Genomic DNA, 20,671 nt, shown 5'->3' on the forward strand with positions numbered 1-20,671 from the left:
GAGGACGGTCACCCAGCAACTCCTCTTGTGTAAATCCACGCCAAGATATAACTTCTCCATCGGGGGCTCTCCTTTCGATCGTAAGATTTAGTCGACAACCAAATCCTACTCGATTCGAGCCGCCCCCTTCATGACATCAGATATTGATTTTTAATGTCTGCGATCAGCGAAGCTGAGTGGGGTTAGAATGGCCAGATGTCACACCCACCGAGATATTACGGCGAGAAGCATCTTCATTTTCTGACCACCAGCAGCTATAGCCGCACGCCGGTTTTCAATTCCGAGCTCTTCAAGCGTGAATTCATCTCGCGAGATCGCAGATACTACAAGGCGAGCATCTGCGCCAGCGGCGGGTACATGCACAACAATCCAATGGTGCGGAAACTGGTGGGCCAGCCCGGAGACTGGCCGTGGTCAAGCTGGCGGTATTATTTCTTGGAGGACAGCTCGATGATCCCAATGGACAGGTTGCCATGAGCGCAGTCACAAACGTCCCGCTGCGCGGGATCGCAGATACTACAAAGCGAGTATCTGCGCCACCCGCCCACCTGGTTGTATTGGCAAACGGCAAAAAGCTGCGCATGAGTCGCTATCAAACGACCACTGCTCAACGGCTTGGTTTGGGAATGTCTCGCAGAACGCCAGAGACTCGCTGAACCGGCCGCAAGATGCCAACCCGGGTCAGTCTTCGGGGATCGGAACCGCCATGATCGTGGCGACAAAGCACCAGGATTTTTCCCTTGACCCCGCCCCTTTCATAGATGTACCAGCCACGGCAGTTGCCGGGGATAGCGTTTGACTCTCACGAAACCAGGGTGGAGAATTTGAATATGCGTTGTGGACTTATTGCGCTGTTGGTTTGTCTGATTGCGCTCGCCGGCCTGCCGATGCCGTCGGCGGGCCAGCACGCGGCGCCGGAGCCTGAGGAACTCGGACCCGCCTTCCGTTACGTTCCGCCTTCGGCCAGACAATCGGTTGAGATCGGCGATTTTTATTTTCGTCGCAAGAAATACAGCGGGGCGCTCAGCCGCTATGAAGAAGCCGCCCGGGACGATCCCGACTACGCTCTGGCATATCTTGGCATGGGGAAGACGTATGAAAAGATGGGCAGGAAGCGCGAAGCGCTGGCCTCCTACCAGAAATACCTAGACGCGCTGCCATCCAGGAAGCAGGCCGATGAGGCCGCCGACGCACAAAAGGCCGTTCGTCACTTGGAGGGCGAGTTGAACCGGCAGCGCAAGAGCGGCCACTCCGCGCCGTCAACGTCAGCCAGGCCAGAAAGGTGAGCTACTCCGCCAGGATGGGCCCGGGCTTGTCAAAGTAGTTCCGCAGAATCTCCGCCGCGCGCTCGGAGTCCTCTTCGCGAACCAGCAGCGAGACTTCCAGCACCGGCAACACCTCCGCCGAGACCTCGCCGTCAAGCATCGAACGAACTCCGCGCGCTCGCAGGAGATTGCGGGCCAGGCTGGCGTCGAGCGATGCGGTGGCGCCGGAGAACGTCCTTACTCTGAGAATCTTGACTTGGGGGTCCTCATCAGCCGGGCCGGCGCCCACCAGCGCGCGAAACCAGCCTCCGAGTTCCCTGCCCGCGGCTTTATCCGTTTCCACGTCATCTTCCACTTCGGGCGGAGACCCGGGCAGCAGCGGGATTCCGCAATCTTCACACTCGCGGGTGCCTCCCACATATTCGGTCAGGCAGTTGGGACAGTAGGGCATGGGCCGCTTTCCAAGCAGTTGGATGGTGACTCAGCTTGACCTGTGGCGCGGGCGTCCTCGCCGGTGCTACGGCCAAGAGACACTGCCAGGCCCGCCCTGAGCGGAGCGAACGGGATGGCCGTGCCACAAAAGTAAGAACCAGACTGAGTAACGCGCACCTTCATAGTATACCGCGCCCGCCTGGCGCGGTGGCACTGAAAGCTGCCGCACGGACGCAAACGCGCCCGCCATTGGCGGCAAGTTGCATCGCCTTACCCGGCAATCATCTCTGAGCTATAATGCCTCGCGCGTCCCGCCATCACGGGCCGCAGCTTGAAATCGTCTGGAAATTTTCGGAGGTTCATTTCAATGCGAAGCTCAATACCTGCCGGTAAAATGCGCGCCACGTTCATTGGCGTCATTGCGGCGTGCGGGCTGATGCTCGCCTGCACCGCGCAGCAGCCCGTCACACAGAAGCACGAGCCGGAATACGACTTGCTGATCACCGGGGGGCACGTCGTTGACGGCACCGGAAGCCCGTGGTACGAGGGCGATGTGGCCGTGAAAGGCGGCAGAATCGCTGCCGTGGGCCGGCTGGTGAACGCAACGGCAAAGCGAGTGATCAACGCAGCGGGGCTTGTGGTGGCTCCGGGCTTTATCGATCTCCACACGCACAGCGAGTACACGCTGCTGGTGGACGGGGACGGGCAGAGCAAAATTCGGCAGGGCGTGACGACGGAGATCATCGGCGAGGACGCTTCTGCCGGGCCCTTCACGAGTCGCGATCAGCCGGACATCAGCAAGAGCTCCCGCCCCGCCGGCTTCAAGAGAAACTGGGCGAGCCTTGCGCAGTATTTCGACGTGCTCCAGAAAAGCTGCATCTCGCTGAACGTCGCTTCCTACGTGGGCGCCGGCCAGGTGTGGATGGACGTGATCGGGAACGTGAACCGCCGGCCGACGCCAGAAGAAATGAAGAAGATGCAAGCGCTGGTGGCCCGGGCCATGCAGCAGGGTGCGATCGGGCTCTCATCGGGACTGATTTATGCTCCCAACATGTTTGAGACGACCGATGACCTCATCCAACTGGCCAAAGTGGCCGCGCGCTACGGCGGAATCTACAGCAGCCACATCCGCGGCGAAGGCGCGAGCGAGCCCAGGGCGCTTGCAGAGGCCATCGAGATCGGAGAGCAGGCCCGCCTTCCCGTACACATTTTTCACTTTAAGATGGACGGCAAAAAGAACTGGGGCCGCATGATCGACCAGATCAAGATTATCCAGGCGGCGCGCGACCGCGGCATCGACGTCACCGCCGACCAGTATCCCTACCTCGCCGGCTGGACGCATCTGGAGCAATGCCTGCCACCCAAATTTCTGGAGGGACCGCTGGAGCACCGCGTGGAATTGCTGAAAGACCCGAAAGTGCGCGAGGAAATCCGGCGCGACATTGCGCGCGGTCTGCCGGGATGGACCAATAACGAGGTGGAAAGCACGGGCGGCTGGCATGGCGTGATGGTGTCTGCCGTAATGAAACCGGAAGACAAAAAGTATGAAGGCAAACGCATGGACGAGGTGGCGGGCATGATGAACACGGATCCCGTCAATGCGCTTTGCAATCTGCTGGTGAACGAAGGCGGCACAGCCTATGCCATTTACTTCATCATGAGCGAAGCGGACGTTGAGCTGGCAATGAAACAGCCGTGGGTGGGCGTCGGATCCGATGGCCTGGCGGTGAACCCGGGCATGACTTTTGTCGGCAAGCCCCACCCGCGCTGCTACGGGACCTTCCCGCGCGTGCTGGGAGTCTACGTGCGCGAGAAACACGTGCTGACGCTGGCCGACGCCGTCCGCAAAATGACTTCCCTGCCCGCGCACATTGTGGGACTGAAAGACCGCGGCCTTGTGGCGCCCGGAATGGCGGCCGATATCACGATCTTTGATCCACAGACGGTCAGCGACAAGGCCACCTTCGAGGACCCATTCCAGTACCCTGTGGGCATTCCATACGTGATTGTCAACGGCGTCGTGGTGATCGATAAGGGCCAGCACACCGGCGCCAAACCGGGACAGGTGCTCTATGGGCGCGGAAAGATCGAGAAGCAGAGGTGAAATGGAGGGCGGGCACGCGGCCCGCCGTTACTTCCTCAGGTTCGGCAGGACGTCATAAGGGCTGCTGCCGGAGCCAAGTATCATTGGACGTGCCACTGAAGTGCAGTTGGCAGCCCGATAAACCCAGATGTCGCGCGGCTGCTGGCCTCCTGTGATGGGAGTAGCTGAAAACAAGGTATAGTCCTGGCCATCCATCGTGAAATGCGCCCTGCCGAATTCGGCGACTCCCTGAATCGCGCCAGGAAAAGGCTTCAAGGCAAAAACGAAAGAGCCCACTGGCGGCACGCAGGCCCCAATGGCAGAATTCCCGCCTGAGGCACTCGCACTCCCTGCGATGTTGCCCAGAAATTCCTGGCCGCGCACCATGGCGGGATTGGCGAGGACGATCTCGTTGGGCTCGGGATTTACAGGGTATTCAAGCCCCCAGGAACTTGGACGAAGGCGGTACACCTTTCCGGTCAGGACGAGCGTGCCGCCTCCCTCAACGGGGATTTGGAGTTTTTGCCCCGGCTTGTAATTAAACCGTTGAGGCGTCGCGCTGGCAAGAATTCGATCTATGTCCTCACGGGATTTGATGGTGGCGCGATGGCCGTCTGGCTCGACGATGAATTTGTCCGCGTGGCCGTCAGGCTCGGTGAGAAATCTGCGCGCGCGAACCTCAACCTGCGCGGAGTCGCTCCGAACATCCAGGACCTTGACCTCATATAAGGTTATCCTGGGATCGGCTGATGAAAAAGACTCTCCGGTGCCGTACTCGCCTGCTTGCAGCACATTGCCACCCGATCCCTGCGACTGTAGATCGGCGACCTCATACTGGAACCAGGGGCCGGAACCCTGCCCATGCACCAGGGCCAAACCAACCGAGAGTCCCACGATGGCAACAAGTGCCAATCCGATGGCGAAGCGAGGAACGAGAACGCGAACGGTTAATCCGCGAGTCAAGTGGAGACCTTTGGAAGATGGAATCCCCAAGGGCCTGGGACTTGTTTCAGGTTCGGTGCTCGCAACCAGGCGCAACTCTGCGCCCATCTGCGCGTAATCGCGCAAGAGATCGCGGCAGGCGATACAACTGACGATATGCCCGGCTGCATCTTGAGGCACAACTTCGCCGTCGTACAGCGCTGAAACAAAAAGTCGCGCATCCTGGCAGTTCATAAATCCTCCGGCTCGCCCTCACTATTCCAGACCCGGCGCAATTGTTCCCGAGCCGCGAAGAGCCTCGACCTTACAGTTCCCACCGGAATGGCAAGCATCTCCGAAAGCTCCTGGTAGGAGTAACCTTCAACCTCACGCAGCCAGAGCAAGGTACGTTTTTCGGCGTCAACCTTTTCGAGAGCATCTTCCAGAAGCAAGGCAAGGCTATCCTGCCGGTCCGGGCGAACTGGCTGTCGGATGGTCCCCGAGGGCCGTTTCCGCCACCAGTCCGCGGCACGCTTGGGCGCAATTCCGAAGAGGTAAGCACGTGGCGAACCGCGCGCAGGGTCAAAGCCATTGGGATGTTGCCATAATTGCAGGAAGGCCTCCTGCGTGATGTCTTCCGCTGCTCTCGGATCTCCAAGCGCGCGGCGAAGAAATTTTTGCAGGGCCTTAGCGTGTTCCTGATAAAAGTGCTCAAACGCTTCGCGATTGCCTGCGTGTAACCAATTCCACGGTATCGGGTCGTCCCGCGTGGGGCTCATGGCTGCTCTATTATGGTATTCGTTCTGGATGTAGGAAAAGTTCGGCGTGAGATGTCAAGATTCAGCAATGCGCGCCGGGGCCGTACTCTTTCAGGCGCAGCGAGTTCTTCCGTGGAGTTTCAGAACGTAAGTGAAGTTGGAGCTGGCCGGGACGGGCACGAGGCCCGCCCCGGCAAAACGGTTTTATTCGGAAACAGGATCGTCGGAGACCAGCATCTCTGCCGCCAGCCTCAAGCGCTTCTGGAGATCATCCAGGCTGTTTGTAATCGTCTTTCGTTGCTCTTCCAGGCCAGCCCGTGTAATCTCCTCAAGGTGCTTCCGGAAGGCTTCGAGCGAATCGTTCATTGACGATTCGAAGCCGGACTTTGACTCCTCCTGCTGCTTTTGCATCAGCACGGCCGCGCTATCCACCTTATCTGAAAGCTGGTGCACCAGGGTATCAGAGGCGTTGCGGACCTCTGCTGCCGCCTGGGCGCCCGCTTCGCCCGCACCCTTCTGGATGCGTTCCAGCAGGTCGCGGTACTGTGCCTCAGACATTTCGTGCAGGAGCGATTCAAACTGTCCGGCGGCCTCTTCCTGCGACTTGCCAATCAGCGCGCCGGCAGCCTCAAGCTTCTGCTCGGCGTGCTGGAGGATGCGCGGTTCCATCATTCCCACGGCTTCCTGAACCAGCGAGGAGATCTGCTCCCTGGAGTCGGACACGACTTTCTCTCTGAAGCCGTTGAGGTCCTGTGCCCCGCCCAGCATCTCCGTCACGCGCGCCACACCCTGCTCGACGGAACCCTGCACCGAGCGCCCTGCCTCTTCGATCCGCTGAATGGCCCCGTCGGTCGACTGTTGGAGCTCATGCAGCGAGGAATCCACGGCCTTGCCCACGGACTGCTCCGCCAGCGCCGAGATTTCGGGCCCCATCGTCGCTTTCGCCTCCGAGGTCAGCGCCTCCACGCGGCGGATGAAGGCCTGCGCCATCCTGTCCTGGTCCTCGTGCAGTTTTTCGAGAAGGGCAGCAGTCGCTTCGTCCAGACGCGGCTGGACACCACCGAGCGCGCCTTCAATATGCTGCTGCAGCCGGCCCTCAAATTTTTTCGCCGCCTCGTCGGCCGCCGTGTTTAGCCGATCGGTCGAGGTCCTGGCCACAGCATCCGCGTTGCGCTCGCACACCTCGTGCGCGGTCTGTTCGAGCGTGGTGATCTGGTTCTGGACGGCGTCTGCCGTCCCCTTGAACCGCTCCTCGACGGCCTTCTCCTGGTCGGTCAGCAGGTCCTGGATTTTTTGGTGGATACTGCCTGTCACCAGGGCGGTAGCTTCCTCGACGTAGGGTTCCAGCAGCTTCTCGATCTGCAAGGGGATGGGAGTCCCTGTCCCTTTGCAGGTCAGCCACACCCAGCGGGCAAATTCATCAGTCTGCGCCCGGACCAGGTCTGCCACACGTTCCTGGCTCTGCCGGGCTACGTTGACCTCAAAGTCCCGAGGTTCGATCTGTTCGTGCAGCTTGTCGCGGTATTCGCCGATGGCCTGTTCAATCCGGCCTTGCATCTCATAATGGATAACCTCAAGCGCGGCGCGCGCCTGCAGTTCGGCCTGCTTGGACATCTGGGAAACCGCCGTTGCGGAATAGGCCTCGAGGTCGTTGCGGATTCTGTCCTTCAACGTCGTACAATCAAGACGCGACACGGCGCCGCCTTCGTTTTTGGCCGCTGCTTCCGGCAGTTCGACGCCGGAAAACTGCGAAATGGTTTGCAACGCCGCCAGGAGAGTCTGCTCGACGCGCTCAAGATCTGATTTCCAGGGACGATCGGGTTCTCCGGGTTGGTCCAGACGCTTGTCGGGGAATTTCACGCCGCCGCGGATTGCGCGCAGTTCGTCAGCTAAGGACAATGATCCCTTCATTTCTTTGTTTCGCCACTGGCCATGTGTGCGGTGGGTCCGCTTGCCTGTTACTGCGGGTTTGGTGACATCGCGCCATGGAGACCGAGCGGCTCCTCCTTTTCGGGAATTTGGCCTTCGTGCATCGGCCTGACCAGAACTGCCAGTCCACTCTGGCGCTTAGTGGGAAAGGACAATCCTGGGCCGCTCTAACCAAGAACAATCGGGTTTGCCTTTCCGCCGCCCAAGTGAACGGCGAGTGAATGTGACCCTGCAAAACCCCGACAGTCTCACGTCGCTGACCGAGGTTACCGACCTGCCCCGGCGTGAAAACGGAAGCGACGTTCAAAACGCATGCCGAACGGTTATGCCTTCAAGAAGATAGAGATGGTTAACCGATCGGGCATCGTCATTAGAATCACTCAAACATTGCTCGCCGGTCAATCAGGTAAAGACCTGATGCCGCTGCAAGCTATTGACTATCGAGTACTTTGATCGCCTTAGGTCGGAAAACACGCCCGCCAGCTACCCGTGAAGGTTGCTCTTGAACTTCTGGCGGGCCCCTTGATATTGAGCATCTGGAAAATTTGTTTTGAAAACGAAAACCCGTCGGCGCTGGTGTATGATTGTCGGACGCTCAAGCAGGAAGCATGGGCAAGCAACCCATCAAAACACCAAGGGCACTGCCACGCAGTGCTGAATGGAGGACTGAGTTGAAACGGATCCGGAGGATCGCATTGGGCTTTATGATTTCAGCCGGCATTATGGCCGGAGTGGTTTTATCAATACACGCAATAGCGGCACAGCGCCCCGAGCAGGCCGATCCGCAGGAAGCGGCGGACCTGGCAGCCCTGGCGAAGGTGGGACCCATTGATACGCACGCGCACGTTTTTGTGGATTCGGCCACCTATTACCAGATGCTGAAGGACCTTAACATGCACATTGTGGACATCTGTGTATACAGCCGGGAGGACCTGCCGCCCAGCCGGTCGGCCGAGGCCGAATTCAAAACAGCCATGATGGTCCATCGTGGCTCGCAGGGACGCGCAGCCGTCTGCACCACGTTCAATCCTTACCTGTTCCGCGAAAAGACATTTGATCAGGACACCATCAAGCAACTGAACGGAGACTTCGCCGCCGGAGCGATTGCGGTGAAAATCTGGAAGAACATGGGAATGGACGTGAAGTTTCCCTCCGGCAAGTACGTGATGCCGGACAACCCGGCTTACGAGCCCATCTACAAAGACATCGCCGCGCACAACAAAACGATGATTGCGCACCTTGCCGAGCCCGACAGTTGCTGGATGTCGTTCGAGCAGATGGGACCGCACAACCCGGACTACAACTACTACAAGCAGAATCCTTACTGGCATATGTACGGCAAGCCGGGCGCGCCGTCGAAGGTGGAAATCCTGAAGGCCCGGGACCATATTCTGGAGATGAATCCGCACCTGCGCATGGTGGGCGCTCACCTGGGCAGCATGGAAACGAACCTGGATGAAATTGCCGAGCGATTTGACCGCTACCCAAACTTCAACGTTGACACGGCTGCGCGCATCATTTACCTGATGAAGCAACCACGTGAAAAAGCTCGCAACTTTATGATCAAGTACCAGGACAGGATCTGCTACGGCACGGACGGCGGCATTCGACGGGCCAACGGCGTGGACGGGATCCTCAAACACTGGAAGTATCAGTACGCGATGAGTTGGAAATATTTTGCGACGGACGAAAACTTTGAATATCGCGGTGTGAAGACCCAGGGACTGAAATTGCCCGACACCGTTCTTCGCAAAATTTATCACGACAACGCCGTACGATTGTTCCCTGGCCTCATCCAATAGGCCGGCCACGCGTGCAACAGAGGCCCTGTTTCCATGCAGAAAGGTGCGCAGCAGGTCCCCTGCTCATTCAGGGTGATGTCGTGGTATTTCGGGGAAGAAACGCGAGGAGCGAATGGTCGGCGTCCCGGAAGGCGGCTGAAAAGGGGCGACCTTCCGGAACGGTGCGAGTGTTGACATTCAGTCTGGCGTGAACTCCGGGGCGCAGCCTGGTCAGCTTCGCGCCGTTCTCGAGTGCCTTCCGAGAGCTGCGAAACAGGTCAGGCCGCGCCCTGAGCTTTCAAGCCGGTCAGTGCAAACTACTGCGAAAGTGCCTTGCGGTTGGTTTTTGCCCATGAGCCGTTGGCAGGGACTTCCTTCATCGTATCCGTCCCGCACGGGCACTTGCCTTCCTTCTTTGACATGGCCATGCAGGGGCAGGATTTCGTCCCCCCGCAAGCACAAACGTAAACGTTTTTCTTGGCGTTCGAAGCCTCTTGGGCTGCGCCTGGAAGCGCGCTGCCCACCTGTGTAAATCCTAGGCACAGCGCCAGAGCCATGCCCATCAAAACGGCTTTGCTGGTGAAGGTGATCTTACCCCACATGAATCCTGCCTCCTTGAACATGGAATTTTACCCCGATTCGTCAATGCTACCCGCCCTCGAAATGCAAGTCAAGAGGATGTCGCGGACTCAATTAATAGCCGCAGCCTCACTGGGGAGCTGCTTCCGTTTCCGTAGGACGGTCCAGGCGCCATATCGATCTCGATGGCAAGTTCAGGGACACTTCTAAAGAGCTTTGACAACTTCGGGGACACTTAGTATCAAAAGCCTCACCGAGATGTTATGCTGTTCGGTCGAATCGCAATTCCGCAAGGCGTTGAAGATGCCCGGCGGTCCGCATCAACTTCGGAGGTCTAATCGAAAATCCATGTTCAGCGTCTTGAAAGAAAACAGCGCGAAGGGGCTTTTTGCACTGGCAGGTTTGCTGGCGGTTCTACTGGCCGTAACCGGCGCGTGCACCACCGGACAACAGCCGGCATCTGAGAATAAACCTCTCGAAGCTGGAATCAAAAGGAGCGTGTTTGGAACAATGCCAGACGGACAGGAAGTTCACCTCTATACGCTGACCAACAGCAGCGGCATGCAGTTGGCCATCACGAATTACGGCGCAAGAATTGTTTCGGTCCAGGCGCCTGACCGCAATGGCAAGATGGCCGACGTGGTGCTCGGTTTTGATAACCTTCCGGACTACATGAAATACAACACGTATTTCGGCGCCCTGGTGGGCCGCTACGCCAACCGCATCGGCGGAGCCAAATTTACACTGGACGGCAAAGTCTATCACCTGCCCGTCAACAACGGCCCCAACAGTCTGCACGGAGGCATCAAGGGTTTTGACAAACGCTTCTGGACCGCTGAAGAAGTCCAGGGTGACGGGCCCTCGCTGGCTATGACTTACTCGAGCAAAGACGGCGAAGAAGGCTACCCGGGCAACATGCAGGCGAAAGTCGTTTATACGCTGGCGAAAGACAATTCACTAAAGATCGACTACAGCGCGACCACGGATAAGGACACTATCATCAATCTGACCAACCATTCCTACTTCAATCTGGCCGGCGAGGGAAATGGGGACATTCTCAAGCAGGTATTAATGATTAATTCCAGCAAAATTACGCCTGCTGACGCCACCCAGATTCCAACCGGAAAGATTATAGACGTAGGGGGCACTCCATTTGACTTCCGCAAGCCCACGCCGATCGGGGCGCGCATCAATGAAGACAACCAGCAATTGAAGATCGGCAAAGGGTATGACATCAACTACATCCTGGATCGCAAAGGTCCCGGACTGGAGCTTGCGGCGCGCGCCTATGATCCCAAATCGGGCCGCCAACTGGAGGTATGGACCACTGAACCCGGAATACAGTTCTATAGCGGGAATTTCCTGGACGGATCGATCCACGGCAAGGGAGGCAAAGCGTACGGCAGCCGGTCAGCCTTCTGCCTGGAAACTCAGCACTATCCGGATTCGCCCAATCACCCTGATTTTCCCACAACCGAACTTAAGCCGGGACAGACTTTTCACGAGGTTACCGTTTTCAAGTTTTCTACAACCAGCCAATAGCCGGGAAAGCGTGCCTCGGGGCCGCATCGCCTGAGTGAGCGCTGACAGGACCAGAAGCTGAATTATGCGACGGCGCGGGAGTTGTGGTCGCGGCGGCTGCGGACCAGAGCCAATGCCTCATCGAGCAGTCGCGAGATGATCTCGCAGTCAAAGGGTGGAGAAATAAAATCGAATGCGCCGTGATTCTGCGCCGATTGAAATACGTCCGGGTCGTTGGAAGGCCCCACCAGCACCACGCAGGTGGGGACGGTGGCGCTATCCGCGACGTTGATGAGGTCAGTCCACGTACCGTCAGGAAGCTGGACGTCTGTAAAGATCAGGTGAGGATGGGTCTGCTCGAGGAGAAGAACGGCCTCCGCCTGGGTCCTGACGCTGAAGGTATCGACACCCAGGCATCGGAGCACGAGTTTAAGCTCCTGGCAGGGCTCAGGGCGGTCGTGAACTACGAGAGCGAACGCTTTACCTTCCACGGAATTCCTCCCCGTCACAGGGGCCAGAAGACACTCACAGACTCTTTGCTGCGGCGAACCGAGGCCGATGCAGGCATTGGCCGGGTATACGGCTTCTCAGCGTGCCCACGCGATGCCCGTCACCACTGCCTCGCGCCTATTGGGGTTCGTTACTATTTTGAACAGAACGACCGCAATATCCATCGGGTGAAGCCCCGCATTTCAAAAGGGACCGTTCCTGAGAAAGGGTTTGCACATTGCGCAGACCCAAATCCCCTCAGGCATAGAGTCGGGTCATACGTATCCAGCGCTGAGTGTGCGTGCGTGAGATTGGAAAGGTTCTCGCCGTCTGGCGTCAGTTGGCTTGAGAGAAAATCACGGCTGCCCCACCCCCGGAGGCAAGATGGAGAGGAAGCGTGTCCTCTGCCGTCACCTGCTTTGTCTGGATGCCGAGATCTTTCGCGTTCTGGCTGGCATTCGGACCGTCAGCGAAAATCTGTGCGTTCCATTTGCCCGGGCCCAGAAAACTGAGCGAGACGGACAGGTCACGGGACGTCCAGTTGGTCATGCTGCCCAGAAACCATTCATCGCCGTGGCGCCGTGCAATGGTGACGTATTCAGAAGGCTGGCCATTCAGCACGCGGGTCTCGTCCCAAACTGTGGGAGCTTTTTCCAGGAATTCAAAGCCCGGCTGCCCGAGGTAATCTTCCGGATAATCGGAAACCATCTCCAGCGGGCTCAGGTACACCACATACATAGCCAGTTGATTTGCCCGCGTGCCCTGGCACATGGGCTGAATGCGCCGCGGTTCGAACTGCTCGCGCGTCGCATTGTTGAAGCATCCGGGAGTGTAATCCATGGGCCCGGCAAGCATCCGCGTGAAAGGAATGGTGACCAGGTGTTCCGGTGTTTCGCGGCTGCTCCATTTATTGTATTCCATTCCCATTACGCCTTCCCGCGTGAGGAGATTGGGATAGGTTCGCCGCAGCCCCGCCGGCGGATAGGCTCCGTGAAAATCGACCGCCAGATGGTGTACAGCGGCCGCCTTGACGGTACGGTGATAGAAATTCACCATCTCCTGGTCGTTGCGGTCCATGTAGTCAATTTTCACTCCCGCGACTCCCCATTTTTCAAAGAGCGGGAACGCCTGGTCCATCTGCTTATCCACCGCCTTCCATTGCATCCAGAGCAGAATACGAACGCCGCGCTCCTTAGCATGAGCAAGGATCGCAGGCATATCGATGGACGGCACGGTGCGGGTGATATCGTCTTCAGGCGACCATCCGGCATCGATCAGCATATACGCAAAATGCGATTTCGAGGCGAAGTCGATGTAGTGCTCCATGGTGGCCGTGTTCATGCCAGGTGTGAAATCCACTCCGCTGGCGTAGCTGCCGGACCACCAGTCCCAGGCAGCTTTTCCCGGTTTGATCCAGGAGGTATCCGACAGCGCGGAAGGCGGATTCAGATTAAGGATAAGGCTGTCCGACTCGATCAGGCCGCCGGGCTGGGAGTTGATCAGCACAACGTCCCAGGGCGTGGCCTTGGGCGTGGACGCGACCACCGCTTCGTCGGAGTGGTCCGGCAGCGGCGAAAGCTTGGTCATCAGCGCGCCTGGAACGCCCCGCACGCCGCCGAGGTACATTCCGGCATAATCGTCCAGGTCCGCTTCCAGGATGGCTGCCCAGGGCCCGTTTTCCAGATGGACCAGCAGCGGAATTCCGATGATGGATGTGGGCTTGATCTGGTCCAGTGTCACTGGCTGGAACTCGCTTTCGTAGCTGGTCGTAAAGCTACCAAGATTGAGCGCGAACGCGGAAGGATTTCCAGGAAAGTAAAAGCCTGTGTCCTCGGAAGACAGCGTGAAGTTTTCCAGTGGTTCCTGACGAGGCAGGAAATAGCGGAAGGCAATTCCCGAATCGTAGGCCCGAAAGACCAGGTCCAGCCGGCGGCCGGGCGCCTCGCGCTCCCGCAAGGAGACGGTGAGCTGATTGTAGTGGTCCCGGACGCTGCGAAAACCGCCGAAGGCATTCGTCCACGCGCTGTCATGCGAAACCCGTTCGGACCCGATGACTTCAAAGCCGCGGTCAAGCGCCGATTGGCCTTTGAAGTCAAGGCCCAGCGGCGAATCGTTCAGGACCACGTTGCCTTTGTAAAAAACGCGGTAGTAGGCGCGCTGGCCCGGAAGATACGGCTGAGGGTTTGACTTGACTTCGAATGTGACGGAGAGGTTCCCGTCGGGCGAAGTTACCGCAAGAGGAGATGCGGGGAGTCCGTTCGATGCAAACAGCAGCAAACAGATCCCAGGACAGAGCAGCTTGATGACAGCATGAATCCCCTTCCCCATTGAATGTCCTCCATCCTTAAGATTGGCCGCCGCTGGCAAAAAAATGCGTGAGCCTGTCTCGATAGCTATCTTGCAGTGCGGCGCAGGCTTATGACGCGAATATTTTCTTGAGACGCTCACGAACCCGCCGGTAATCCGGAAACCCCTTTTCCGCTTGACGAAATGCTCGCGGATGGATAATCCGGCGCGAGCCGTGCCGCTCCAGCGGAATCCGAATATGCAGCATCTCATGAAAAATCAGATATTCGACAATTTCAAGGGGAATTGATTCCGAATCCAGACTCTTGCTAATGGAGATGGTGTGGTGGGCAGGGTCGTAACGGCCGAGCACGCTGCGCGAGGGGCGCGGGCTCCAGCCAATCCGACAGGGAGAAAGTTCATCGTTGAAAAAGCGGTGGTTCAGCCGCGCAAAAATCTCCCCCAGGTCATAACAACGGCCACGCGCAGGAAGCAACCGAACGCGCCCGCGGGAGCGCCGGGTCTCGTCAACGCGGCTGCGCACGGCAGGATCGTAGACGTACGCCATGTAACACTCCCGGGCTTCCTCCGAGGGCCGCCGGCTGAAAAGCTGGGCGAGGAGGATCTCCGCAAGCGCTTCGAGCACGATGGGCGGCGCCTCAGCCAGAATATCTGAGATGCGCACGCGGGCCCGATTTCCTTCGAGCGCTATATTGCTGCGCAGGCTCGAGAAGGGACGATACTCGATGTGGAAATTCGGCACGGAGCGCCTGAAGCCCAGGCGGCGAAACACACGCGCAAATAGGAATTCGGGTGGTTCGGCCGCAGGGATGGGAAGCAGAAGTTGGCGGGCTGCAGCGGAATGAGACCGGGCTTTGAAATGCACCATCAATTTTCGCCCGAATCGTCGGAGTTGTCGCTTTTGCGATGCCGGTTTCTCATCTCGCGCTCTTTCTTATTCAGTTTCTTCTGTTCTTTGCGTTGCTTTTTCAGCTCATGCCCTTCAGCCTTTGCGCTCTCGGCCATTTCGGGGAATTTCTTCTGCTGTGCCGCCAGGGCCTGCGTCGCGCCATCCAGCGTATCATTCATGTCGGCTATGGCTTCACGAAGGGAGTTCGCATAGTCTCTGGCCCCAGCGTTCGGCGAACCCTCGATGTGCCGCAGCATCTCGAGCTGTTTTGGTCCCTCGTCCAGAAGCACCCGCAGCCCCTTTCGCATGTCACCTTCGTGATCGAACTGATACTGGATCCAATCCTTCAGCTCGTTATCAATGGAAATGTATTGGTTCAGCAGGTCATCAATGCTGTCTTTGCTTTCACCGTTGGAGTCGCTGGCGGCCACCATGCGGCCCAGGCGGTCCTGCTGGAACGAGACGTAAACCGTGATCCGTTCCGAGGGGTCCTGCGCGTCGCGCAGTTTGTCCACTTCAGCAGAGGTCAGGGAGTCCTGGTTCTGCGCGAGCGCATGCATCGGGACCAGCGCCAGAAGCATTGCAACGCCGAACAGAAGATGCACAGAATACCGGTTCATCACTCTACAACCCGAAGCTTTTCCGGCGCCCGGCGACATCTATCGCTTGCTTCTTTCCTTCCGCGAGCCATTGTCCGGGAAAATCGCTTCCAAAACCTGATTATGAAGCGCCCGGTTCTCCTTAGCGATTGCCTCTATCGGTTCGTCCTCGGGATAGGGCACGCGATGGCTCAGATCTTCAAGCAGTCGGTCTTCTTCGCGCAATGAAATCTCAAGCTCCTTATACGCCCCAAGATGCTTTCTGGCGCCGCCATCAGCGCCCTGTAGAGTCGCCCAGGTCTTCCCGACCTGATCAAGATATTGGTGGAGGGCCACGTTCCCTTCGGCAAAATTCCCGGCGCGATACGCCTCACGGGCTTCCGACGACTTGATCTTTGCCAGGTGAAGCTGAAGCCGGGCTTTTTTGCCCGGATTCTGCTCTCGGTCAATCCTGGCGATCAGCCTCTCTTCCGAGCTCTTATTTTGGCCAGATGCGGCGTAGATGACAGGCTGACCCAGAACAAGGATGCCGACCATGGCAACGACCGTGCGGAGACTTGAGACCATCACCGTTATTATAACGTCTCACGCAACGGGTTCCGAGCGGGTTTGTCTACTGGGCCGGCAACGCACGGGACAACCGGTCCTGTTTGGCGCGATCGGCGACAACCGATCTCAAATGCTCACGTACGGCATCAGGCGTGGGCCGCACTGCCGGAAAAATAACTCGCAAGAAATTTACCTGTGTGCGAACGCGGGCAGGCCGCAATAGTTTCCGGCGGCCCAGCCGCCACCACCGTTCCTCCGGCTTCGCCCCCTTCCGGGCCGAGATCGATGACCCAATCCGCCGCTTTCAGCACGTCCAGATTGTGTTCGATAATCAGCACCGTTGCGCCAAGATCGATCAGGCGGCGGAATGCCGCCAGAAGCTTCGCGATGTCATCAAAATGAAGCCCTGTGGTGGGCTCATCGAAAATGAAGAGCGGCTGAGAGGTGGCAGAGTGGGCCATGTGCGCCGCCAGCCGCACCCGCTGCGCTTCACCTCCCGACAGCGTCGTGGCCGACTGTCCAAGGCGCAGATAGCCGAGGCCAACCTCATCAAGAACGTGGAGTTTATGGGCTACGGACGGATTGCCGGCAAAAAAACCGAGCGCCTCCTTCACCGTCATCTGGAGAACTTCATGGATGTTCTTTCCTTTATATCGTACGTCAAGAATCGCTGGTTTGAAGCGCCTCCCGTGGCATTCTTCGCAGACCAGTTCAACGTCTGCAAGGAACTGCATTTCCACGGTCACGGCGCCATCGCCCTGGCAGGTTTCGCACCGCCCCCCAGGGATGTTGAAGGAAAAATGCCCCGGCCCTAAGTGAAGCTTCCTGGCCTCCGCGGTGGAGGCAAACACTTCGCGAATCCCGTCGAATGCCTTGATGTAGGTCACGGGGTTTGAGCGTGGCGTGCGGCCCAGCGGCGACTGGTCAACCAGAATGATTTCTGAAAACTTCTCGTCGCCTTCAATGGAATCCAATTCCGCTTTGGGCGCCGCATCACCTCGCCGTGATATCATCGCGTTGTATAAAACGTCGTGCACCAGGGTTGACTTGCCGGAACCAGAGACTCCGCTGACGCAGACCATCAGTCCGACAGGAATATCAACGTCAATCGATTTCAGGTTGTGCTGCCTTGCCCCGCGCACGCGCAGCCATGCCTTACCCGGCTTGCGGCGTTCAACCGGCATCGGCACGCTCAATTCGCCCCTGAGATAACATCCGGTGAGCGAATGGGAGTCCTTAACCAGCCCCTCGTAGTCTCCCGCGTAGATGATTCGACCGCCGTGCTCGCCCGCTCCGGGGCCGAGGTCCAGGACCTTGTCAGCCTGGCGGATCATTTCCGGGTCGTGCTCCACCACCAGGATGGTGTTTCCGATGTCACGCAGATTTTTCAGGATGCCAATCAGGCGGTCCGTATCCCTCGAATGAAGACCGATGGAAGGCTCGTCCAGCACATAAAGCGTGCCGACCAGGTTGGATCCCAAAGCCGTGGCTAGCTGGATTCGCTGGGACTCACCGCCCGAGAGCGTGGAGGCCAGCCGGTCGAGGGTCAGGTATTCCAGTCCGACCTTGTACAGGAAATCCATCCGCGAGCGGATTTCTTCAAGCACCCTTTCAGCAACCTTGCTCTGCTCCTCGCCGAGGTTCAGGTGGTTAAAGAAGTGGCGGGCATCCTGAATGGAAAGTCTGCACACCTCCACAATGTTTTTCCCCTCGATGGAAACGTTCAGGGCTTCCCGCCGCAGGCGGCCGCCGTGGCACTCAGAACATTCGGCGTAGCCACGGTAGCGGCTGAGAAACACCCTGATATGGAGTTTGTACTTCTTGCGTTCAAGATATTTGAAAAAGCCGCGCACACCCTCGAACTCCTCATCCCCGTCCATGATCCACTGCCGGTGTTCGGGGGCCAGTTGATAAAAGGGCACGTTCAGTGGAATGCCCCACGCGCGCGCGCCCGACTTAAATTCCTGCTGAAGCGATCGGTAGCGAGGCTTGGTCCAGGGCTCAATAGCGCCCTCGCCAAGCGTTTTGTTCTTGTCAGGAACTACCAGGTCCGGATCGAAGTCAATCGTGTTTCCGAACCCCTGGCACCGCGGACAGGCGCCGGCGGGATTGTTGAAAGAAAAAAAAGACGGCTGCGGTTCTGGAAACGCAGTGCGGCACCGCTTGCACTCGAACCGCTCATTAAAGCTCAGCCATTCTGGCTCCTCTTCAGTTGTCCGCGGCAACAGATGGATGATGGCCTCGCCGCTTTCGCGGTAACAGATTTCCACTGAGTCGATGAGTCGCTGGCGAACGTCCGGATGCACTGTCAGCCGATCAACCAGTGCGTAAACGGGCCTGCGGAAGTCGACGTCAAGCAGCGACTCCGGCGTAGAAAATTCAAACACCCGGCCATCCTGAAAAAGGCGATTGAACCCGCGCTGGCGCAGAAGGAACAGATGATGCTTAAGCTGATCATCGGCGCCGGCGCCCTCCGGGCTGGATGGGTCTGCGGAATCGGTGGGAGTTAACCGTTTCCGCGGCCGTCCGCGCGAGCCTGTCTTCCCGCTCGAGACAGTCTTTCTGCGGGGCGCGGACGCTGTGGCAGACGCGGCGTTCAGCCGGAACAGAACGTAAAATCTGCGGCCTTCTTCAAGGCGCAAAATCCGGTCTGCAATGTCATCCACGTGGTCCTTCTGGACCACCTGGCCGCACTGCGGGCACGTTGTCGTCCCAATCCTTGCAAAAAGCAGTCGAAGGTAATCGTAGATTTCCGTTGAGGTGGCAACGGTTGAGCGCGGGTTGCGCGTCAGGTTCTTCTGCCGAATAGCAACCGCCGGAGCAATGCCGTCGATGTCGTCTACGTCAGGCTTTTCCATTCTTTCCAGGAATTGCCGCGCGTAGGCGGAAAGCGATTCCACATAGCGGCGCTGACCCTCCGCGTAGAGAGTGTCAAACGCCAGGCTCGATTTTCCCGAACCCGAAAGGCCGGTGACCACGGTCAGATGGTTATGAGGAATTTCGCAGTCCACCCCTTTCAGGTTATGAACCCGGGCCCCGCGCACAATAATCGACCCATTCTCCTCGGCGCTGCCCGGCGGTCGCGCATCCAGCACGCTGACCGGCGAAGCGTTCGGAACGCATCCCCCACCGTGGGAGGAAGGACCGGGCACGGGAGGAGCAACGCCACCGTCCTTCGAGTCGTGTTTTTTCATCCTTCTCCTCGGAATACTGCGAAATCCTTCCCGTTGCGGGCAAGAGTTCCAGCAGGACACAGATGCTGCCGGACCTCAATGTCCAAACCTCTAATTATAAGTTGACGAGGCCGTCGAGGCAAAGCGAACGCCGACCAAATGGTGACTCGATGGGAAGTTTTCGAACAGAGGCGGGAACTATTCGTCAAGCGACGACCCACAGCCAGAAGAGAGGCGGCGGGAGATCACAGCGACCAGCTATTTGGAGCGGGTTTCCCACTTCGCGCGGAGAGCGTCATGGAGCCGCTCACGGACCCTGTTGGGAAGCGGAAAGAGCTTGCCGTCACAATAAAGCTCGATGGTCTTCTTCGTCGTATCGTAGACCACCTGGCAGTGATGGCAGCACTTAAGATGGACTTCCAGCATGTGCTTGAGTTCATCGTCCACGTTGCCATCGAGATAGCCCGTAAGCTGTTGGAGCGCATCTTTACATTTCACGAATGCTTAACCTCATTTCAGAATCTTGCTCAACTCCTCGCGAAGGCGAAGGCGCGCCCTGAACAGGCGGGCCTTGACTGCGCCTTCAGACAGGTTCAGCAATTCCGCTGTCTCCTCGGTGGAAAGCCCTTCCACATCCCGGAGGAAAAAAACTGTCCGGAAAGTCATAGGCAGGGAATGCGCAGCGTTTTGCAGAATGGTTTCGAGTTCGGTGCGCTGCAACTCCTGCTCCGGATTCGGGCGCCAATCGGCAAAGTCTCTGGGAATAACTTCACCGTCGTCATTTTCTCCGTCCTCAATCCGTACTTCCTTGCTGCCACGTCGTTTCCGAAGCTTCATCAGTCCCTGATTGATAGCAATCCGTACGATCCAGGTATAAAAGCGGGAATCCTCGCGAAAATCCGACAGATGCTCAAAGGCCTTCAGAAAAGTTTCCTGGAGCATGTCCTCGGCATCCTCGGGGTTGCCCGTCAGGTTCAGGCCAAGGCGGTAAATCTTTTTTTCGTACCGGTTGACCAGGTCCTCGAAGGCCTCGTAACTGCCAGCCTTTGCCGCAGCCACCAGGACGGCTTCATCCTTTGCAAGGCCTGTCTGGGGAGAATTTGCCATTACGATTCCAGGATTCCTTTCGGAAGCGTTACCAAGTTCAAGGCTACCACGACTCATTGGAGCTTGTGATGCCTTAGGAACAAAAAAGATGCAGCACCGTCAAGGAAAGACAAATCAACCGATCTCAGTGGGCCTTCTCCGCCATGCCCACCTATCAAGCCATTTAAGAAAGTAACTTTGGGTTGTACATGTCGCGCCATCTAAAATGTAACCGAGCTTTGAGACGAATTTGGAGCTTTGGGGCTGAGGCGTCGGTCGGCCAGGGCGTGAATCTGCTCCAGTTTGCGAT

The 20,671-nt window shown here is 58.0% G+C and carries 18 protein-coding genes; 5 read left to right on the forward strand and 13 right to left on the reverse strand.

The features are described from left to right. Nucleotides 1-195 precede the first annotated feature (195 nt). Both VFQ24_07845 and VFQ24_07850 read left to right on the forward strand, forming a co-directional pair. A complete protein-coding gene (locus tag VFQ24_07845; protein ID HET9178256.1) occupies nt 196-477 on the forward strand; it encodes a hypothetical protein in 282 nt (93 codons plus the stop codon). Between the two features lie 353 nt (nt 478-830). Further along, nucleotides 831-1,286, forward strand: a complete 456-nt coding sequence (locus VFQ24_07850; protein ID HET9178257.1) for a tetratricopeptide repeat protein — start codon at nt 831-833, stop codon at nt 1,284-1,286. Nucleotide 1,287: 1 nt separating this feature from the next. Here VFQ24_07850 and VFQ24_07855 read toward each other — a convergent pair whose 3' ends face one another. Continuing rightward, nucleotides 1,288-1,716, reverse strand: coding sequence for a DUF2007 domain-containing protein (locus VFQ24_07855; GenBank protein ID HET9178258.1), 429 nt, complete (start codon nt 1,714-1,716; stop codon nt 1,288-1,290). A 348-nt stretch (nt 1,717-2,064) separates the two neighbouring features. On the opposite strand from VFQ24_07855, the gene VFQ24_07860 reads away from it, so the two are divergent. Then, the gene (locus tag VFQ24_07860) at nt 2,065-3,801 is read left to right on the forward strand and encodes a D-aminoacylase (protein HET9178259.1); all 1,737 of its coding nucleotides are present in this window, start codon (nt 2,065-2,067) and stop codon (nt 3,799-3,801) included. A 27-nt stretch (nt 3,802-3,828) separates the two neighbouring features. Here the strand turns inward: VFQ24_07860 and VFQ24_07865 are convergent, their stop codons facing one another. The 3 genes from VFQ24_07865 to VFQ24_07875 form a co-directional block, all read right to left on the reverse strand. Beyond that, nucleotides 3,829-4,956, reverse strand: a complete 1,128-nt coding sequence (locus tag VFQ24_07865; GenBank protein HET9178260.1) for a hypothetical protein — start codon at nt 4,954-4,956, stop codon at nt 3,829-3,831. Continuing rightward, nucleotides 4,953-5,480 carry a sigma-70 family RNA polymerase sigma factor gene (locus VFQ24_07870; protein HET9178261.1) on the reverse strand — a complete coding sequence of 176 codons (528 nt, stop codon included), beginning with the start codon at nt 5,478-5,480 and terminating at the stop codon, nt 4,953-4,955. Before VFQ24_07870 ends, VFQ24_07865 begins: the two co-directional genes overlap by 4 nt. Before the next feature lie 183 nt (nt 5,481-5,663). After that, nucleotides 5,664-7,358: a hypothetical protein gene (locus tag VFQ24_07875; GenBank protein HET9178262.1), complete on the reverse strand. Its 1,695-nt coding sequence runs from the start codon at nt 7,356-7,358 to the stop codon at nt 5,664-5,666. 701 nt (nt 7,359-8,059) lie between these two features. Between VFQ24_07875 and VFQ24_07880 the strand changes: the two genes are divergently transcribed. After that, the gene (locus VFQ24_07880; GenBank protein HET9178263.1) at nt 8,060-9,190 is read left to right on the forward strand and encodes an amidohydrolase family protein; all 1,131 of its coding nucleotides are present in this window, start codon (nt 8,060-8,062) and stop codon (nt 9,188-9,190) included. 296 nt (nt 9,191-9,486) lie between these two features. Here VFQ24_07880 and VFQ24_07885 read toward each other — a convergent pair whose 3' ends face one another. Next, nucleotides 9,487-9,771 (reverse strand): hypothetical protein, encoded by a 285-nt coding sequence (locus VFQ24_07885; protein ID HET9178264.1) that lies wholly within the window; start codon nt 9,769-9,771, stop codon nt 9,487-9,489. Nucleotides 9,772-10,096: 325 nt separating this feature from the next. On the opposite strand from VFQ24_07885, the gene VFQ24_07890 reads away from it, so the two are divergent. Then, the gene (locus VFQ24_07890; protein ID HET9178265.1) at nt 10,097-11,290 is read left to right on the forward strand and encodes an aldose epimerase family protein; all 1,194 of its coding nucleotides are present in this window, start codon (nt 10,097-10,099) and stop codon (nt 11,288-11,290) included. A gap of 62 nt (nt 11,291-11,352) precedes the next feature. On the opposite strand, the gene VFQ24_07895 is transcribed toward VFQ24_07890, so the two are convergent. From VFQ24_07895 to VFQ24_07930, 8 genes are all read right to left on the reverse strand, one after another. After that, nucleotides 11,353-11,760, reverse strand: a complete 408-nt coding sequence (locus VFQ24_07895) for a response regulator (GenBank protein ID HET9178266.1) — start codon at nt 11,758-11,760, stop codon at nt 11,353-11,355. Nucleotides 11,761-12,094: 334 nt separating this feature from the next. Continuing rightward, the gene (locus VFQ24_07900; protein HET9178267.1) at nt 12,095-14,086 is read right to left on the reverse strand and encodes a glycoside hydrolase family 97 protein; all 1,992 of its coding nucleotides are present in this window, start codon (nt 14,084-14,086) and stop codon (nt 12,095-12,097) included. Nucleotides 14,087-14,174: 88 nt separating this feature from the next. After that, nucleotides 14,175-14,933, reverse strand: coding sequence for a hypothetical protein (locus VFQ24_07905; protein HET9178268.1), 759 nt, complete (start codon nt 14,931-14,933; stop codon nt 14,175-14,177). Continuing rightward, the gene (locus VFQ24_07910; protein HET9178269.1) at nt 14,933-15,574 is read right to left on the reverse strand and encodes a hypothetical protein; all 642 of its coding nucleotides are present in this window, start codon (nt 15,572-15,574) and stop codon (nt 14,933-14,935) included. The genes VFQ24_07905 and VFQ24_07910 overlap by 1 nt, the downstream gene beginning before the upstream one ends. A gap of 39 nt (nt 15,575-15,613) precedes the next feature. Beyond that, entirely contained in the window at nt 15,614-16,120 is a 507-nt protein-coding gene (locus VFQ24_07915) for a hypothetical protein (GenBank protein HET9178270.1), read from the reverse strand. 128 nt (nt 16,121-16,248) lie between these two features. Continuing rightward, nucleotides 16,249-19,296 (reverse strand): excinuclease ABC subunit UvrA, encoded by a 3,048-nt coding sequence (gene uvrA / locus VFQ24_07920; protein ID HET9178271.1) that lies wholly within the window; start codon nt 19,294-19,296, stop codon nt 16,249-16,251. A 237-nt stretch (nt 19,297-19,533) separates the two neighbouring features. Next, entirely contained in the window at nt 19,534-19,773 is a 240-nt protein-coding gene (locus VFQ24_07925) for a zf-HC2 domain-containing protein (protein HET9178272.1), read from the reverse strand. 12 nt (nt 19,774-19,785) lie between these two features. Continuing rightward, complete coding sequence (locus VFQ24_07930) at nt 19,786-20,382, reverse strand: sigma-70 family RNA polymerase sigma factor (GenBank protein HET9178273.1); 597 nt, start codon at nt 20,380-20,382, stop codon at nt 19,786-19,788. Nucleotides 20,383-20,671 lie beyond the last annotated feature (289 nt).

The sequence above is a fragment of the Terriglobia bacterium genome (assembly GCA_035712365.1).
Lineage (GTDB): Bacteria > Acidobacteriota > Terriglobia > UBA7540 > UBA7540 > SCRD01.

Excerpts from the sequence above, each read along its gene's own strand:
- VFQ24_07890 (HET9178265.1), top strand. The coding sequence starts at position 10,097 with ATGTTCAGCGTCTTGAAAGAAAACAGCGCGAAGGGGCTTTTTGCACTG.
- VFQ24_07885 (HET9178264.1), bottom strand. The coding sequence starts at position 9,771 with ATGTGGGGTAAGATCACCTTCACCAGCAAAGCCGTTTTGATGGGCATG.
- VFQ24_07845 (HET9178256.1), top strand. The coding sequence starts at position 196 with ATGTCACACCCACCGAGATATTACGGCGAGAAGCATCTTCATTTTCTG.
- VFQ24_07915 (HET9178270.1), bottom strand. The coding sequence starts at position 16,120 with ATGGTCTCAAGTCTCCGCACGGTCGTTGCCATGGTCGGCATCCTTGTT.
- VFQ24_07905 (HET9178268.1), bottom strand. The coding sequence starts at position 14,933 with ATGGTGCATTTCAAAGCCCGGTCTCATTCCGCTGCAGCCCGCCAACTT.
- VFQ24_07865 (HET9178260.1), bottom strand. The coding sequence starts at position 4,956 with ATGAACTGCCAGGATGCGCGACTTTTTGTTTCAGCGCTGTACGACGGC.
- VFQ24_07850 (HET9178257.1), top strand. The coding sequence starts at position 831 with ATGCGTTGTGGACTTATTGCGCTGTTGGTTTGTCTGATTGCGCTCGCC.
- VFQ24_07870 (HET9178261.1), bottom strand. The coding sequence starts at position 5,480 with ATGAGCCCCACGCGGGACGACCCGATACCGTGGAATTGGTTACACGCA.
- VFQ24_07930 (HET9178273.1), bottom strand. The coding sequence starts at position 20,382 with ATGGCAAATTCTCCCCAGACAGGCCTTGCAAAGGATGAAGCCGTCCTG.
- VFQ24_07855 (HET9178258.1), bottom strand. The coding sequence starts at position 1,716 with ATGCCCTACTGTCCCAACTGCCTGACCGAATATGTGGGAGGCACCCGC.
- VFQ24_07860 (HET9178259.1), top strand. The coding sequence starts at position 2,065 with ATGCGAAGCTCAATACCTGCCGGTAAAATGCGCGCCACGTTCATTGGC.
- uvrA (HET9178271.1), bottom strand. The coding sequence starts at position 19,296 with ATGAAAAAACACGACTCGAAGGACGGTGGCGTTGCTCCTCCCGTGCCC.
- VFQ24_07900 (HET9178267.1), bottom strand. The coding sequence starts at position 14,086 with ATGGGGAAGGGGATTCATGCTGTCATCAAGCTGCTCTGTCCTGGGATC.
- VFQ24_07910 (HET9178269.1), bottom strand. The coding sequence starts at position 15,574 with ATGAACCGGTATTCTGTGCATCTTCTGTTCGGCGTTGCAATGCTTCTG.